Raw genomic sequence first — 16231 nt, forward strand, 5'->3', positions numbered from 1 at the left:
GCGGCGTCATTGCGTTTTTCGCGAGCAAGCTCGCTCCTACAGGGGTTTGGGGATGGGTTTCAGCGTGTGGCCTGTTCGCGAATGGCGCGCTGGGTTTCCAGCACCTTGGCCAACGCCGTTTCAGCCTCGGCACTCTGCTGCGGCACCCGAATCGCTGCCGACACCAGGGTAATCAACTTGGCCATCACCTCGGCATCCGTGGCCGGGCGGCCCAGGCTCATGGAGTTCATCAGCAGGCGCAGTTCGGTGCCGGCCATGACCCCGGAAATGGCCTTGAGGGCAAACTGCAGGCGCACCCCCAGTTCATTGCGCGGCAAATCCGGCAAGGCCAGGGCGAAAGCTTCGAAGAAACGCTGGAACACCGGCTGGTAATGCACCTTGAGGTATTCCTGGATGAACGGCGAGGTGTCGCTGTAGACGCGGCCCAGGAAGCGGATGAACGAGCGCCCTTCCCCGCTGGCCGGGTCGCTGCGCTCCAGCCCCATGGCCGGAGCAAACAGCACGCCCAGAAGCGTGTCGCAATCCAGCGGGCCGTCGGATTCGGCTTCACAGCGCGCCAGCAGTTCCAGGCGCTGCTCGTTGAGCGGCTCCAGGCGTTGCATCAGCAGGGTTTTCATCAGGGAGTCCTTGTCCCCGAAGTGGTAGTTCACCGCCGCCAGGTTGACCTGGGCACGTTCGGTGATCTGCCGTAACAACACGGCGTCATAGCCGTACTTGATGAAGAGAGCCTCTGTCGCATCCAGCAGTCGAGTCTTGGTAACGTTTGGAGCGCTGAGTTTCTTCGCGACCATATGGGTTCCACGGCGGAAATATTGTTTTAAAAAATAATTTGATTTTTTATACCGGGGCGGCCCGTCGAAAGCAAGTAGTGACACTCCGCCATATCTTGTAAAGCCCGTATATTCGGGCTTTTGAGGCAAATCGTAGGTTTTTTAACTGCCTCTCACACCCAGCGAGAAAATCGTATCAACCGGTAAAACCGCTCTACCTCGACGGCTGGCGAAGCGTGAGGAAGGCAGTTACTATTCAAACAATATTTTAAAAACAAGAAATAAAACCAGTCCGTGACGCGTACAGGCAGCTTCCGAACTTGTTACAAAGGGTTTCCGGGGGCAAGGCGATACCGTCGAGACTGCAGGCGTAGTCATGATGACACAGACCCCCGCGCAACCCGGCTTGATTTCCCTGCAAGGCATCGGCAAGCGCTATCAGCTCGCCGGGCAAGAATTGAGCATTCTCAATGACGTGTGCCTGTCCATCGCCAGCGGTGACAGCTGCGGCATTCTCGGGGCCTCTGGTTCCGGCAAAAGCACCTTGCTCAACATCCTCGGCCTGCTGGACCTGCCCAACTGCGGCCAATACCACTTTGCCGGCCACGATATTTTCAACGCCACCCCCGATGAGCTGGCGGCGATCCGCAACCAGCAGATCGGCTTCGTGTTCCAGAGTTTCAACCTGCTGCCCCGCCTGAGCGCCCTGGACAACGTCGCATTGCCCTTGAGTTATCGCGGCGTGTCGCGGCATGAATCGGTGGAACACGCCCAGCGCATGCTCGCACAGGTCGGCCTCGGCGAACGCGCCCACCACCGCCCTGCCGACCTCTCCGGCGGCCAGCGCCAGCGCGTGGCCATTGCCCGCGCCCTGGTCGGCAACCCCTCGGTGATTCTGGCCGACGAACCCACCGGCAACCTCGACAGCACCACCGCCCAGGAGATCATGGACCTGCTGTTGAACCTCAACCGTGAACAACAGGTGACGCTGATCATCGTCACCCACGACCCCCACATTGCCGAGCGCCTGGAGCGCAAGATCCTGGTGCGCAATGGTGTGGTGCATGAGGCCGGGCGCCCATGAGCCTGCGGGTCGAGCAGAGCCTCAGCCAGTTGCTGCACGAAGCCTTTATCAGCCTGCGCACCCTGGGCAAGCGTTCGATCCTGGCGCTCCTGGGGATCGTCATCGGCAGCTCCTCCGTGGTGGCGTTGATCAATATCGGCCACAACGCGGCGGTAGATGCGGCGATGATTTTCAAGGACATGGGCACCGACACCCTCATCGCCCAGTTCCCGCCCAAGGGCAGCAGCAACGTGCCGATGCGCACACAGCTGGACCTCGACGCGGTGCGCCACGCAGTGCCAGGCATTGCCCATATCGGCACGCTCAGCCTGTTCAGCGGGCCCATCGTTTTTCATGGGCGCACTACCAATGCGAGCTTTGTCGGCAGTACTGCGGGGATCCAGGACGCCATGCGCCTGGCGCTGCGTGAGGGGCGCTTCCTGTCACCCTTCGATGCCAACGAAACCTACGGGGTGATCGGCGACCAACTCGCCCAGGCCCTCAGCACGCCGGGCGACCCGCTGCAACTGGGCGACCGTGTGCGTATCAACGATTACCTGTTTCTGGTGGTGGGCATCCTGCACAACCAACCCCGGGCCATGCTGATGCCGGTGCAGGCCAACGAATCGCTGTTTATTCCCGCCGAAGGCATGCGCCGCATCTACGCCACCCCGCAGATCAACAACCTGATCATCCGCGCAACGCCTGGGCAAGACATGGAACGCATCGCCAGGGACACCGTCGCCGCGTTGCAACCCCAGCTCACTGATCATGACGTCGACATCACGGTGCCCCAGCAAATGATCGATGGCATGACCCGCCAAAGCCGCACCTTCGCCTACCTGCTGCTGGCCCTCGGCGCGATCTCCCTGGTGGGCGGCGGTGTGGGGGTGATGAACGTGATGCTGATGAACGTCTCGGAACGCCGCCGTGAGATCGGCATCCGCATGGCCCTGGGCGCGCGCCAGCGGGATATCCGCAACCTGTTTTTGCTCGAAGCGGTCACCCTCACCGCCGTGGGTGCGCTGTGCGGCGCGGTGCTGGGCATGACCGCTGCCTGGCTGTATGCGTGGCTGTCAGGCTGGGCCTTTACCTTAGCAGTGGCCGCCCTGCCCCTGGGCGTGGGCAGCACGTTACTGGTGGGTTTGTTCTTTGGCATTTACCCGGCGGTGTCGGCCTCACGCTTGCAGCCGGTCGAGGCCCTGCGCGATGAATAAATACCTGCTACTGCTGATGCTGATCAGCCTGCCGGGCATGGCCGCCGACGTGGTCATCAACCCTCAGGCACCCAGTACCACCCGCAGCGGCTACGAGCGTAGCGTCTCGCTGAATGCCCAGGCCACCACCATGACCCTGGGCGACGCGGTGTACCTGGGCCTGCGCAATAACCCGGCGATCCGCAGCGCCTACCTGCAACGGGTGGCGCAGAAGTTCGACCTGCGCGTGGCCGAAGACGTGTTCAACCCCAAGCTCACCCTCAACAGCTATTACCGCAGCACCCGCGGCTCCCAAGACAATGCGCGCAACGCCAACGTCGCGCCGAGCAGCAGCCTGCTGGGTGAATACGGCACGCGCTTGAGCATGGCCTGGACCCAGCAGTTGAACAACGCCAACCGCGCCGGCCGCTACCGCAGCGACGGCCTGGACCTGGCGATCATCCAACCGCTGATGCGCGGGGCCGGCTGGGATGCCACCACCGCACCGCTGCGCCTGTCGCGCCTGGCCGAGCAGGCCAACCGCCTGAACCTCAAGGCCACCGTGGCGCAGACCATCAGCCAGATCATCGCCACTTACCGCGAGTTGCTGCGCGCCCAGGAACAACTGGTGATCGTGCAGGAAGCCCTCAAGCGCTCCACGACCTTGCTGGAGGTGAACAAAGCGCTGATCAGCGCCGGGCGCATGGCCGAGTTCGAGATCGTGCAGACCGAAGCCGATATCGCCACCCAGCAATTGGGCGTGGAAGAAGCCCGCAACCAACTCGACACCAGCCGCCTGGCGTTGCTGCGCCTGCTGGCCCTGGACCTGTCGACACCGGTGCGCGCCACCGAGGCCCTGGAAGCCAGCCCCATGGAGATCGACAAACGCCAGGCCTTCAACCTCGCGCAAAACCAGCAACCGGAATACCTCGCCGCGCTACTCGGCAGCCAGCAGGCCGACCTAAACCTGGTGATCGCCAAGGATTCCGGGCGCTGGCAGGTGGACCTGGTGGCCGGCGCCAACCAGATACGCGCCGCCACCGATAACGACGACGGCCATAACAATAACCGCACCTGGGACAGTTACGCCGGGGTGCAAGTGCAGATCCCCATTGGCGATATCAGCACGCGCCAGGCCGAAGTGCGCGCGCGGGTAAATGTGGAGGATCAGGAAATCCGCATCACCGACGCTCGCCAGGAACTGGAGCGCAACGTCAACAATGTGGTGCGTGACCTCGGCACCCGCTGGCGCCAATATGAAATATCCAAACGTGCCGTGGAGTTGTCGCGGCGCAAGATCGAGATCGAGCGGGAAAAACTCAGCGCCGGGCGCTCCACCAACTTCCAGGTGCTGAGCTTCGAGACCGACCTGCGCAACGCCGAAAATGCCCAGCTCAATGCGCTGATCGCTTATTTGAACGCCCAGACCCAGCTCGATCTGACCCTGGGCATGACGCTGGAAAGTTGGGAAATCGCCCTCAATGACTACTAATAAAAAATTGCTGATGGCCGTTGCCTTGATCCTGTTGCTGGCCGGCGCGGCAGTCAGCCTGCTCAGCCAACGCGGCGGCGCCGAGCCAGCGAGCACAGCCGGGCAGTGGCTGGCCGTCAAGCCCGACCCGCTGGTGCACCAGATCGGCCTGGTGGGCAAGATCGAGCCTCAGACCACCGTCACCCTGACGGCGCCGTTCGACGGCAATGTGCTGGCTAACCTGGTCGAGCAAGGCCAGCGCGTCGAAGCCGGCCAGGTCCTGTTGCGCATGGACCCAGCGACGCTGGAAGTACAACTGCGCGACGCCCTCTCCGCGCAACTCAAGGCCCGGCGCACCGTGCAGGAAATGCAAGACTGGGGCAGCAGCCCCACCGTCAGCCGCGCCCGTCGCAGTTTACGCACCGCGGAAATGACCGCGGGTAACACCCAACGCAAACTCACCGAGAGCGAAAACCTGTTCAAGCGCGGCATCATCCCCCGCAACGAACTGGACGACCTCAAGCAACAAACCCAGCAACAGCAACTGGACCTGGCGGCGGCGCGCAGTGAGCTGCAACAAGCCCTGGACCAAGGCCAGGGCGAATACCGGCAGATCGCAGAGATGGAGCTGACCAATGCCACAGTGAAGTACGAAGCCTTGCAAACACTGCTCGAAGGCAAGGAGGTCAAGGCGCCCTTCTCCGGCATCGTGGTACCGGCCCCCGGCAGCACCAACACGGCTCAAGGTGGCGGCAACAACAACGCGCCGGTGCAGGCCGGCAGCAAGGTCAGCCAGGGCCAGGTGCTGTTCGGCCTGGCCAATATCGAACAGTTGAAAATCGTCGCCAAGGTCTCAGAGCTGGATATCAACCAGTTACGTCAGGGCCAGGCCGTTGAAGTGATGGGCGATGGCTTTGACGGCGAGCGGCTGACGGGTTCGGTCAGGGTGGTCAGCGGCTTGGCCATCGCCAGCGACAGCCAGGGCAGCGCGCAGTTTCCGGTGACCTTGTCGATCCCCAAGCTGACGCCACAGCAGTTGCAACGGGTGCGCCTGGGCATGAGTGCGCGGTTGACCATCGTCACTTACAACAATGACCAGGCAATCGTGATTCCCAGCCAGGCGATCCAGGCGGATATGACCGTGGCGTATCGGGCGGCGATGGATCAGCCGGTGCAGCGGGTAAAAGTGACCACGGGGCAATCGACGCCGCAGGGGGTTGAGGTGTTTGGGCTAGAGGCGGGGTTTGTGAGGGTCGGGGAAGTCAGTCACTGACACTCGATCCCGGGTATGCCCTAACTGTAGGAGCGAGCTTGCTCGCGAAAAACGTCAACGATAACGCGTGCTTCCTGAACAAACGCGGTGCCCTCAGGCTCTTCGCAGGCAAGCCAGCTCCTACATCTGGCCCTGTGGCATCCGTTAGATAGCTGTCGTAATCCTGGCGGCCAGCGCCTTGGCCTGCAGCGCCACATCGGTCACCGCCGTACTTTCCCACCACATCCCCCGCAACGGCGGCCCCATGGCGAACAGTCGCGGGCTGACCTGGCCGCGAGCATCCAGCACCGCCCCCGTTGCATCCGCCGCGATCCCCAGCGCCAATGGCCCAGGCTGGACCAACCCGCGCTTGAGCAATTGCTGCGGCAAAGGCCGGGCCACCCGCCGCCAGTCGTATTCGATGCCGCTGGAATTGATCAGCGCAGCGCCCACAACCTGATTGATCATCTCTTCACCCCGGTAGCGCAGCGCAATGGCAACCCCCTCTTGCGACGGCACCAAGCCCTTGAACGACGCCGCATGAATCCGCAGCCGCCCTTCCCCCTGCAAGCGCTCCACCAATTGCGCACTCATTGGCGGCGAACGGTGATGGTGGCTTTCCCACCAGGGACGCACATGCCGCACAAACTGGCGTTTCTGAGCCTCAGTGGCCTGGCTCCACAGGCGTGCTATATGCACGCGCACCGTGTCCAGCGGTGCCTGCCAGTCGATGCCTTGCCCCAACGCGAGCTGGCACTGGCGTCGCACCTCACGCAGCAATTGTCGGGGGCTGCTCAGGCGGTGGTCGGCGGCGAGGAAGTCGTCCCAGCTCGGCGGTTGCCGGCGTACATGGGGCAACAAGCCGTGGCGCGAAAAAACCTCGACAGGGCCGCGATGCCCGGCCTGTTCCAGGGAGACCACGGCATCGACCATAGTCAGGCCCGAGCCGATGATCAGCACCGTCGATTGGGGGTCCAATTGGGTCATTGCGCGGACATCCCAAGGATCCAGCGCAGCAGCGTTCAAACCTGTGGATTCGGTTTGCGGGGTGCGTGCCGCTGGGAACATGCCGGTGGCCACTACCGCACAGGCGCCGCGCAGTTGCTCGCCAGTATCGAGAGTCAATAACGCTGAGGTTGCGTCGACTTGAAGGTCCACCGCTTCGGCACGGATATGCTCGACGGTCGATGTGGACCGCGCCTTGGCTTGCGCCAAGCGCTGCTGGGCGTACAGGCCAAAAATCCCCCGCGGCGGGAACAGTTCGCTGATGGGCACATGCTGTTGATACGACTCGGGCCATCCCCCGGCGCTGAGGTAGTCGGTGAGCCACTGAGTGAGGTCGTCGGCATTGTCTGGGTCAACGCTCATGCGGGCGGCATTGCCGTTCAGCGTATGGCCCAATTCGACTGCGCTGTAGGCTTCGCCGCGCCCCAGTTCAGCGCGAGGTTCGACTATCAGGATGCGCCGCGTGCCCGGTAGGCGCAGCAGTTGCACGGCCAGCATCGTACCGCTCAGGCCGCCACCGATGATCAGTACATCAGCATTGCGGGTTGATTGACTCATGCCGGTTCACCCCTGAGTGTTGTTCAAATCACCACATTTCGAACAAATCGCACCGCCGCGTCCCCATCATTGCGATAAGCATGGGGCTGGTGGCTGGCGAACATAAAGAACTCTCCTGCTTCGATAACATTTTCCTGATCACCTATCACCAGCGTCAGGCTGCCCTCGAACACAAACAGTTGTTCGCTCCACCCTTCCAAGTCAGGGTCCGGGCAATAGCGATCACCGGGCTCAAGCCGCCACTCCCATAATTCGACCTCACGCCGTGCCGTGGCCTTGGCCAGCAACACCGCCTTACTGCCGACAATCTCGCCCGCCCAGGCCAACTCGTTGATACGGCTATGATCGCGCACATCCGGCGCCTGGATCAGGTCGCTGAAGGCCACGTCCAGCGCTTCGGCGACACGGTCCAGCGTCGACAGACTGACGTTCTTCTCCCCTGCTTCAATCGCCACCAGCATGCGCCGGCTGACACCGGATTTTTCCGAGAGCGCGGTCTGGCTCAAGTCGGCGGCATGGCGCAGACGACGAACGTTCTGGCTGACGTGCTGCAGGACCGAGGCCCGTTGCGGATTTTCTTTGTGCACTATATTGCTCAATAGGTAGGTGTGCGCAGTATACTGCCCAGCGTGCGGCGCATTGTGCGGTCCGTGCTTTCCCCTTGCAAGACCGAGCCGCCATGACTGCCCCTAACTCCCCTTCGCGTTTCAACCGTTTCAGTAAAGCCGAATGCATCCTGGTGGTGATCACCATGATCTGGGGCGGCACCTTTTTGCTGGTGCAGCACGCCATGACCGTCAGCGGGCCAATGTTCTTTGTCGGCCTGCGCTTCGCGGCGGCGACGATTGTGGTGGGGTTCTTTTCCTTGCGCACCCTGCGCGACCTGACCCTGTTCGAACTAAAGGCCGGGGTGTTTATCGGTGTGGCAATCATGTTCGGCTATGGCTTGCAGACCATAGGCCTGCAAACCATCTTGAGCAGCCAGTCGGCGTTTATCACCGCGCTGTATGTACCGTTCGTGCCGCTGTTGCAGTGGCTGGTATTGGGCCGTCGCCCCGGGTTGATGCCCAGCATCGGCATCATGCTGGCGTTTGCCGGGTTGATGCTGTTGACCGGCCCGGCGGGGGCTTCGCTGAACTTCAGCCCAGGTGAAATCGCCACGCTGGTCGGTGCAGTGGCAATAGCGGCCGAGATCATCTTGATCAGCGCATTTGCCGGCCAGGTGGATATTCGCCGGGTGACCGTGGTGCAACTGGCCACCGCTTCGGTGCTGTCATTCATGATGGTGGTGCCCATGGGCGAGGCGTTGCCGGGCTTTTCCTGGCTGCTGCTGTTCAGTGCCGTGGGCCTGGGCTTGACCAGTGCGGTGATCCAGGTGGCGATGAACTGGGCCCAGCAAAGTGTTTCGCCAACCCGGGCGACGTTGATTTATGCCGGTGAGCCCGTGTGGGCAGGCGTTGTTGGGCGAATCGCCGGGGAGCGGTTCCCACCGATTGCGATGTTGGGGGCGGTGCTGATTGTGGTGGCGGTGATTGTGAGTGAATTGAAGACGAAGGGGCAGAAGGCCGTTGAGTTGGCAGAGGCGTTGGAGGAGGAGCGGCAGGGATAGTTTGCGATCAACAGTAACCACGATGCGAAGCGAGCCGCTCTTGCTCTTGCTCTTGATCTGCTTTTGATCTCAGGCGCCCCGTCAAACCACGCTGGCCGGAATTCGACAGGGATTTGGGGGCTAAACCGGCAGGGATGCCGGTTTAGCCGCCCCGCGCCATGGATGGCGCGTGGCGGCGGCCCCCCCAAATCACTGGCGGATTACGGGCACACCGAGCCTAAGCGAGGTGCCGAGTGGTGGGGCAAGAGCGTTTTGCTTACTTTTGCGCTGTTCAAAAGTGAGCCGCCGTCAGGGCGGAACCCTAAGTGGCTGTTACCTAAATAACGGATATGTACCCGGTCCAACTGTGTTGACTGTTAGGCCGCCTTCGCGAGCAAGCCCGCTCCCACAGTTTGACCGCGGGGTGCCAGGGAGATGGGTGTCGGCTGTTAGGCCGCCATCGCAGGCAAGCCAGCTCCCACAGTTGGATTGTGGGGTGTCAGGGAGATGGGTGGCGGTTGGCAGGCCGTCACGGGAGCAAGCTCCCTCGCCACAGGTACGGCCTCGCTGCAGATAACGGCTCCCACAGAGGTCAGCATTTCAATTCAAGGGCAGGTCCAAACAGTGCCAAATGGGAAGTTTCAGCCTACCTTGTAGGATCCTGCCACATCTTGGCGTTTGGTGATCGTGAAAGCGGCACGTATGATGCATCCCAAACTCCCGCAGATTAGAAGCCTATGTCCCTGATAGTTCTACTGCTTCTGCCTTTTATCGGCAGCTGTCTGGCGGCCTTGCTGCCGCATAACGCACGTAACACCGAATCCCTGTTGGCCGGCCTTGTGGCACTGGTCGGTACTATTCAAGTCGCCCTGCTCTACCCCCAGATCGCCCACGGTGGCGTGATCCGCGAAGAATTCATGTGGTTGCCCAGCCTTGGGCTGAACTTCGTGTTGCGCATGGATGGGTTCGCCTGGCTGTTCTCGATGCTGGTGCTGGGCATCGGCACGCTGGTGTCGCTGTATGCGCGCTACTACATGTCACCGGACGACCCGGTGCCGCGTTTCTTTGCGTTTTTCCTGGCGTTCATGGGCGCCATGCTGGGCCTGGTGATCTCCGGCAACCTGATCCAGATCGTATTCTTCTGGGAACTGACCAGCCTGTTCTCGTTCCTGCTGATCGGCTATTGGCACCACCGTGCCGATGCGCGCCGTGGTGCGTACATGGCACTGATGGTCACTGGCGCAGGCGGTTTGTGCCTGTTGGCGGGAGTGATGCTGCTGGGGCATATCGTCGGCAGCTATGACCTGGACCAGGTGCTGGCGGCGGGCGATCAAATTCGCGCGCATTCGCTGTACCCGGTCATGCTCGCCCTGGTGCTGATCGGCGCCTTGAGCAAAAGCGCGCAATTCCCCTTTCATTTCTGGCTGCCCCACGCCATGGCGGCACCGACACCGGTTTCGGCCTACCTGCATTCGGCGACGATGGTGAAGGCCGGCGTGTTCCTGCTGGCCCGCCTGTGGCCATCGCTGTCCGGCAGCGAAGAATGGTTCTGGATCGTCGGCGGTGCCGGCGCCCTCACTCTCCTCCTCGGCGCTTACTGCGCCATGTTTCAAAACGATCTCAAGGGCCTGCTGGCCTATTCCACCATCAGCCACCTCGGGCTGATCACCCTGCTGCTGGGTCTTAACAGCCCACTGGCCGCTGTTGCCGCCGTCTTCCATATTCTCAACCACGCCACCTTCAAGGCTTCGCTGTTCATGGCCGCGGGCATCATCGACCACGAAAGCGGCACGCGGGATATCCGCAAGCTCAGTGGGCTGGTGCGCCTGATCCCGTTTACCGCGACCCTGGCGATGGTCGCCAGTGCGTCCATGGCCGGGGTGCCGTTGCTCAATGGCTTCCTGTCCAAAGAGATGTTCTTTGCCGAAACCGTGTTTATCTCGTCGACCCAATGGGTGGAAATCGCCCTGCCGCTGATCGCGACCATTGCCGGCACATTCAGCGTGGCCTATGCCCTGCGCTTTACCGTCGATGTGTTCTTCGGCCCGCCCGCCACCGACTTGCCGCACACGCCCCACGAGCCGCCGCGCTGGATGCGCGCACCGGTTGAGCTGTTGGTGTTCACCTGCCTGCTGGTGGGAATTTTCCCGGCCCAGGTGGTCGGCTCGATCCTCGCCGCTGCCGCCCTGCCGGTGGTGGGCGGTACCTTGCCCGAATATAGCCTGGCGATCTGGCACGGCTGGAACGCGCCGATGATCATGAGCCTGGTGGCGATGACCGGCGGCGTGGTGCTGTACCTGCTGCTGCGCAAGCAACTCAAGCGTGGCCGCTTCGAATACCCACCGCTGATCGGCTACTTCAACGGCAAGCGCGGTTTCGAGCGCTGCCTGGTGGTGATGATGCGCGGCGTGCGCCGCATCGAGAAACGCATCAGCACCAAGCGCCTGCAAACCCAGTTGTTCCTGTTGGTGCTGCTGGCAGTGATCGGCGCAATGATCCCGATGATCAACAGTGGCCTCAGCTGGGGCGACCGCCCGAAAATCCCGGGCTCCATCGTCTTCGTCACCCTGTGGTTGCTGGCGATTGCCTGCGCACTGGGTGCCGCCTGGCAAGCCAAGTACCACCGGCTGGCGGCCCTGACCATGGTCAGCGTGTGCGGCCTGATGACCTGCGTCACCTTCGTATGGTTCTCGGCACCGGACCTGGCCCTCACCCAACTGGTGGTGGAAGTGGTCACCACCGTGCTGATCCTGCTCGGCCTGCGCTGGCTGCCAAGGCGGATCGAAGAGGTCTCACCCCTGCCCAGTTCGCTGCGCAAGGCGCGTATCCGCCGCCTGCGTGACTTACTGCTGTCCACCGCAGTCGGCGGCGGCATGGCGCTGCTGTCCTACGCGATGCTGACCCGTCAGACGCCCAACGATATCTCTTCGTTTTACCTCAGCCGTGCCCTGCCCGAAGGCGGCGGCAGCAATGTGGTGAATGTGATGCTGGTGGACTTCCGGGGCTTCGATACCCTGGGCGAAATCACTGTACTCGGCGCCGTGGCGTTGACGGTTTACGCCCTGCTGCGCCGCTTCCGCCCGTCCAAGGAAAGCATGGAGTTGCCGCCCCAACAGCGCCAACTGGCGCCGGACGTGGCGACCGATCTGGTCAACCCACGCCAGGCCAGCGACACCGCCCTGGGCTTTATGATGGTGCCGGCGGTGCTGGTGCGCCTGCTGCTGCCGATTGCGCTGGTGGTGTCGTTCTACCTGTTCATGCGTGGCCACAATCAACCGGGTGGTGGTTTCGTCGCCGGGCTGGTGATGTCGGTGGCGTTTATCCTGCAATACATGGTCGCCGGTACGCAGTGGGTCGAGGCGCAGATGAGCCTGCGGCCGATGCGCTGGATGGGCTTCGGCCTGCTGTCGGCGACCTTGACCGGGCTGGGTGCGCTGTTCGCCGGGTACCCGTTCCTCACCACACATACCTGGCATTTCAGCCTGCCGCTACTGGGGGACATCCATATCGCCAGTGCGCTGTTCTTTGACGTCGGCGTGTACGCCATGGTCGTGGGCTCGACCCTGTTGATGCTTACCGCCCTCGGCCACCAGTCGGTGCGCGCGCATAAACCGAGCAACCAGCCCAAAGTGGTTGCTGCAACCGAAGGAGCCGCCTGATGGAAGAAGTCATCGCAATAGCCATTGGGGTCCTGGCGGCCTCCGGCGTCTGGTTGATCTTGCGGCCTCGGACGTTCCAGGTGGTGATGGGTTTGTGCCTGCTGTCTTACGGCGTCAACCTGTTCATCTTCAGCATGGGCAGCCTGTTTATCGGCAAGGAGCCGATCATCAAGGACGGCGTGCCCCAAGACCTGCTCAACTACACCGACCCACTGCCCCAGGCCCTGGTGCTCACGGCCATCGTCATCAGCTTCGCCATGACCGCATTGTTCCTGGTGGTGCTGCTGGCATCCCGGGGCCTGACCGGCACTGACCATGTGGACGGCCGGGAGCCCAAGGAATGACGTGGATGAATCAACTGATCGTCGCGCCGATCCTGCTGCCGCTGCTCACCGCTGGGTTGATGCTGATGCTGGGCGAGAAACGCCGCCCGCTCAAAGCCCGGATCAATCTGTGCTCCAGCATCGTCGGCCTGGGCGTTGCCGTGCTGCTGTTGTACTGGACGCAACAGGGCGGCCCCGGCTCCATTGGCGTGTACTTGCCGGGCAACTGGCAGGTGCCGTTCGGCATCGTGCTGGTGGTGGACCAACTGTCGGCGATGATGCTGGTGCTTACCGGGGTGATCGGCGTGAGTGCGCTGCTGTTCGCCATGGCGCGCTGGGACCGTGCGGGCACCAGCTTCCATGCCCTGTTCCAGATTCAACTGATGGGGCTGTATGGCGCCTTCCTCACCGCGGACCTGTTCAACCTGTTCGTGTTCTTCGAGGTGCTGCTGGCGGCCTCTTACGGTTTGATGCTGCACGGTTCCGGCCGCGCGCGGGTGTCGTCGGGGCTGCATTACATTGCGATCAACCTGCTGGCGTCGTCGCTGTTCCTGATTGGCGCGGCGATGATCTACGGCGTCACCGGTACGCTGAATTTCGCCGACCTGGCGTTGAAGATCCCGCTGGTGCCGGAGGCCGATCGCGGCCTGTTGCATGCCGGTGCGGCGATCCTGGCGACGGCGTTCCTGGCCAAGGCCGGCATGTGGCCGCTGAACTTCTGGCTGGCGCCCGCCTACTCCTCGGCCAGCGCGCCGGTGGCGGCGATGTTCGCGATCATGACCAAGGTCGGCGTGTACACCGTGCTGCGCCTGTGGACCCTGCTGTTCTCCGGCCAGGCCGGCGCCTCGGCGCTATTTGGCGGCGACTGGCTGGTGTACGGCGGCATGGCGACCATCATTTGCGCGGCACTGGCGATGGTGGCGGCGCAGCGCCTGGAGCGCATGGCCAGCCTGAGCATCCTCGTGTCGGCCGGGATCCTGCTGTCGGCGGTCGGGTTTGCCCAGCCGAGTCTGACCGCAGGAGCGTTGTTCTATCTGGTCAGCTCCACCCTGGCACTGAGTGCGCTGTTCCTGCTGGCTGAATTGATCGAACGCTCGCGCTCGGCCAACGACCTGCCACTGGATGAGGAGATCGATGCGCTGCCCAAAGCCATGGAATCCCTGCACCCGCGTCCCGGCGTGAACCTGGACGATGAGCAGAAAGCGGTGATCGGCCAGGTCATCCCCTGGACCATGGCCTTTCTCGGCTTGAGCTTTATCGCCTGTGCGCTGCTGATTATCGGCATGCCGCCGCTGTCCGGGTTTATCGGCAAGCTCAGCCTGTTGAGCGCGCTGATCAACCCGCTGGGCCTGGGCAACGCCGTGGATGAGTCCATTCGCCCAGCGGCCTGGGGCCTGGTGGCGCTGCTGATTCTCTCTGGCCTGGCCTCGCTCATCGCGTTCGCCCGCCTCGGCATCCAGCGCTTCTGGACCCCGGAAGAACGCCCATCACCGCTGCTGCGCCGCTACGAATGTGTGCCGATCTTCCTGCTACTGGGGTTGAGCATCGCGCTGACCTTCAAGGCCGAGGCGCTGATGCGCTACACTCAGGCCACCGCCGACAGCCTGAACAACCCGGAACACTACGTGATGGCAGTGCTCGCGACCCGGCCAGTGCCCAGCCCTGAAGCCAAGGCCGCCGCCCTGGAGGTGCAACCATGAAGCGTCTGTTCCCTGCTCCCTGGTTGTCGTTGGCGTTGTGGGTGTTGTGGCTGGTGCTGAACCTGTCGATCAGCCCCGGCAACCTGCTGCTGGGCGCACTGCTGGGCTTTCTTGCGCCGCTGATGATGGCGCCGTTGCGCCCGCTGCCGATCCGCATCCGCCGCCCTGGGGTGATCATCCGTCTGTTTTTCCGGGTCGGCCTCGACGTGATCATCTCCAACCTTCACGTGGCCTGGGGCGTACTCACCTGCGGCTCACGCCCACCGCGCTCGCGCTTTATCAAGATCCCCCTGGACCTGCGCGACGCCAACGGCCTGGCCGTGCTGGCGATGATCACCAGCGTGACCCCCGGCACCGTGTGGTCGGAACTGGCCCTGGACCGTAGCATCCTGCTGCTGCACGTCTTCGACCTGGATGACGAGGCCTCGTTTATCCAGCAATTCAAGCACGCCTACGAACGGCCCCTGATGGAGATCTTCGAATGAGCGCCCTGCTCGCCAATGCGATCCTGTTCAGCCTGTTCCTGTTCTCCCTGGCCATGGTGCTGACCCTGGTGCGCCTGTTCAAAGGCCCCTCGGCCCAGGACCGGGTACTGGCGCTGGACTACCTGTACATCCTGGCGATGCTGATGATGCTCACCCTGGGTATCCGCTATGCCAGTGACACTTACTTTGAAGCGGCGCTATTGATCGCGCTGTTCGGCTTCGTCGGCTCGTTCGCCCTGGCCAAATTCCTGCTGCGTGGCGAGGTGATTGAATGATGCCGTTATGGGTTGAAATTATCGTGGCGGCGTTGCTGTTGCTCAGCAGCCTGTTTGCCTTGATTGGCGCGATTGGCTTGCTGCGGATGAAAGAATTTTTCCAACGCATGCACCCGCCGGCACTCGCCTCGACGCTGGGGGCGTGGAGCGTGGCGTTGGCGTCGATCATCTACTTTTCAACGCTCAAATCCGGGCCGGTGTTGCACGGCTGGTTGATTCCGATTTTGCTCGCGATCACCGTGCCGGTCACCACACTGCTGTTGGCGCGAACCGCCCTGTTCCGCAAACGCATGGCCGGCGATGACGTCCCCGCCGAAGTCAGCAGCCGCCGCTGATTCATCAGGCGAACGCATTAAAAATGTGGGAGCTGGCTTGCGATAGCCATAGGTATCTACACAACTTTGGTGCGACGCCGGACCTGTGGCGGGGGAGCTTGCTTCCGTGACGGCCTGACAGCCGGCGCCCATCTACCTGGCACCCCGCGATCAACCTGTGTGCGGGCTTGCTCGCGAAGACGGCCTGACAGCCTACCGGGATTTAGGATCAGACTGAGTACATATCCGTTATGTAGGTAACGGCCACCTAGGGTTCCGCTCTGACAGCGGCTCACTTTTGAAAAGCGCAAAAGTAAGCAAAACGCTCTTGCCCCACCACTCGGCACCTCGCCTAGGCTCGGTGTGCCCGTAATCCGCCAGTGATTTGGGGGGCCGCCGCCACGCGCCATCCATGGCGCGGGGCGGCTAAACCGGCATCCCTGCCGGTTTACCCCCCAAATCCCTGTCGAATTCCGGCCAGCGTGGTTTAACGGGGCGCCTGAGATCAAGATCACAAGCAGATCAAGATCAAGAGCGCCTCGCTTCGCATCGTGGTTACCGTTTGCTGTTAC

The 16231-nt window shown here is 62.5% G+C and carries 14 protein-coding genes; 11 read left to right on the forward strand and 3 right to left on the reverse strand.

Annotated elements, in window-relative coordinates; genetic code table 11:
- Nucleotides 1–59: 59 nt before the first annotated feature.
- The gene (locus tag ACWHXD_RS18005) at nucleotides 60–791 is read right to left on the reverse strand and encodes a TetR/AcrR family transcriptional regulator (protein ID WP_032880606.1); all 732 of its coding nucleotides are present in this window, start codon (nucleotides 789–791) and stop codon (nucleotides 60–62) included.
- Nucleotides 792–1146: 355 nt separating this feature from the next.
- Here ACWHXD_RS18005 and ACWHXD_RS18010 point away from each other — a divergent pair, with 355 nt between their 5' ends.
- Genes ACWHXD_RS18010 through ACWHXD_RS18025 form a run of 4 tightly spaced genes read left to right on the forward strand, consistent with a single transcriptional unit; the run spans nucleotide 1147 to nucleotide 5773 of the window.
- Nucleotides 1147–1854 carry an ABC transporter ATP-binding protein gene (locus ACWHXD_RS18010; protein WP_138761670.1) on the forward strand — a complete coding sequence of 236 codons (708 nt, stop codon included), beginning with the start codon at nucleotides 1147–1149 and terminating at the stop codon, nucleotides 1852–1854.
- On the forward strand, nucleotides 1851–3050 hold the full coding sequence (locus ACWHXD_RS18015; RefSeq protein ID WP_499084376.1) for an ABC transporter permease: 1200 nt from the start codon (nucleotides 1851–1853) through the stop codon (nucleotides 3048–3050). Before ACWHXD_RS18010 ends, ACWHXD_RS18015 begins: the two co-directional genes overlap by 4 nt.
- Nucleotides 3043–4521 carry a TolC family protein gene (locus tag ACWHXD_RS18020; protein ID WP_138761671.1) on the forward strand — a complete coding sequence of 493 codons (1479 nt, stop codon included), beginning with the start codon at nucleotides 3043–3045 and terminating at the stop codon, nucleotides 4519–4521. The genes ACWHXD_RS18015 and ACWHXD_RS18020 overlap by 8 nt, the downstream gene beginning before the upstream one ends.
- Nucleotides 4511–5773: an efflux RND transporter periplasmic adaptor subunit gene (locus ACWHXD_RS18025; protein WP_138761672.1), complete on the forward strand. Its 1263-nt coding sequence runs from the start codon at nucleotides 4511–4513 to the stop codon at nucleotides 5771–5773. The genes ACWHXD_RS18020 and ACWHXD_RS18025 overlap by 11 nt, the downstream gene beginning before the upstream one ends.
- 144 nt (nucleotides 5774–5917) lie before the next feature.
- Here the strand turns inward: ACWHXD_RS18025 and ACWHXD_RS18030 are convergent, their stop codons facing one another.
- On the reverse strand, nucleotides 5918–7315 hold the full coding sequence (locus ACWHXD_RS18030) for an FAD/NAD(P)-binding protein (RefSeq protein ID WP_138761673.1): 1398 nt from the start codon (nucleotides 7313–7315) through the stop codon (nucleotides 5918–5920).
- A gap of 23 nt (nucleotides 7316–7338) precedes the next feature.
- A complete protein-coding gene (locus tag ACWHXD_RS18035; RefSeq protein WP_098950970.1) occupies nucleotides 7339–7902 on the reverse strand; it encodes a helix-turn-helix domain-containing protein in 564 nt (187 codons plus the stop codon).
- 92 nt (nucleotides 7903–7994) lie between these two features.
- Here ACWHXD_RS18035 and ACWHXD_RS18040 point away from each other — a divergent pair, with 92 nt between their 5' ends.
- From ACWHXD_RS18040 to ACWHXD_RS18070, 7 genes are all read left to right on the forward strand, one after another.
- Nucleotides 7995–8924 (forward strand): DMT family transporter, encoded by a 930-nt coding sequence (locus tag ACWHXD_RS18040; RefSeq protein ID WP_138761674.1) that lies wholly within the window; start codon nucleotides 7995–7997, stop codon nucleotides 8922–8924.
- A 716-nt stretch (nucleotides 8925–9640) separates the two neighbouring features.
- Nucleotides 9641–12562 (forward strand): monovalent cation/H+ antiporter subunit A, encoded by a 2922-nt coding sequence (locus tag ACWHXD_RS18045; protein WP_032896622.1) that lies wholly within the window; start codon nucleotides 9641–9643, stop codon nucleotides 12560–12562.
- Nucleotides 12562–12906: a Na+/H+ antiporter subunit C gene (locus tag ACWHXD_RS18050; protein ID WP_003192163.1), complete on the forward strand. Its 345-nt coding sequence runs from the start codon at nucleotides 12562–12564 to the stop codon at nucleotides 12904–12906. Before ACWHXD_RS18045 ends, ACWHXD_RS18050 begins: the two co-directional genes overlap by 1 nt.
- Nucleotides 12903–14585 (forward strand): monovalent cation/H+ antiporter subunit D, encoded by a 1683-nt coding sequence (locus ACWHXD_RS18055; RefSeq protein ID WP_138761675.1) that lies wholly within the window; start codon nucleotides 12903–12905, stop codon nucleotides 14583–14585. The genes ACWHXD_RS18050 and ACWHXD_RS18055 overlap by 4 nt, the downstream gene beginning before the upstream one ends.
- Entirely contained in the window at nucleotides 14582–15070 is a 489-nt protein-coding gene (locus ACWHXD_RS18060; RefSeq protein ID WP_014718934.1) for a Na+/H+ antiporter subunit E, read from the forward strand. The genes ACWHXD_RS18055 and ACWHXD_RS18060 overlap by 4 nt, the downstream gene beginning before the upstream one ends.
- On the forward strand, nucleotides 15067–15345 hold the full coding sequence (locus tag ACWHXD_RS18065; RefSeq protein WP_003192168.1) for a K+/H+ antiporter subunit F: 279 nt from the start codon (nucleotides 15067–15069) through the stop codon (nucleotides 15343–15345). Before ACWHXD_RS18060 ends, ACWHXD_RS18065 begins: the two co-directional genes overlap by 4 nt.
- Nucleotides 15342–15680, forward strand: a complete 339-nt coding sequence (locus ACWHXD_RS18070) for a Na+/H+ antiporter subunit G (protein ID WP_014718935.1) — start codon at nucleotides 15342–15344, stop codon at nucleotides 15678–15680. The genes ACWHXD_RS18065 and ACWHXD_RS18070 overlap by 4 nt, the downstream gene beginning before the upstream one ends.
- The last annotated feature ends 551 nt before the right edge of the window (nucleotides 15681–16231 follow it).

Source organism: Pseudomonas fjordensis, from assembly GCF_976987115.1.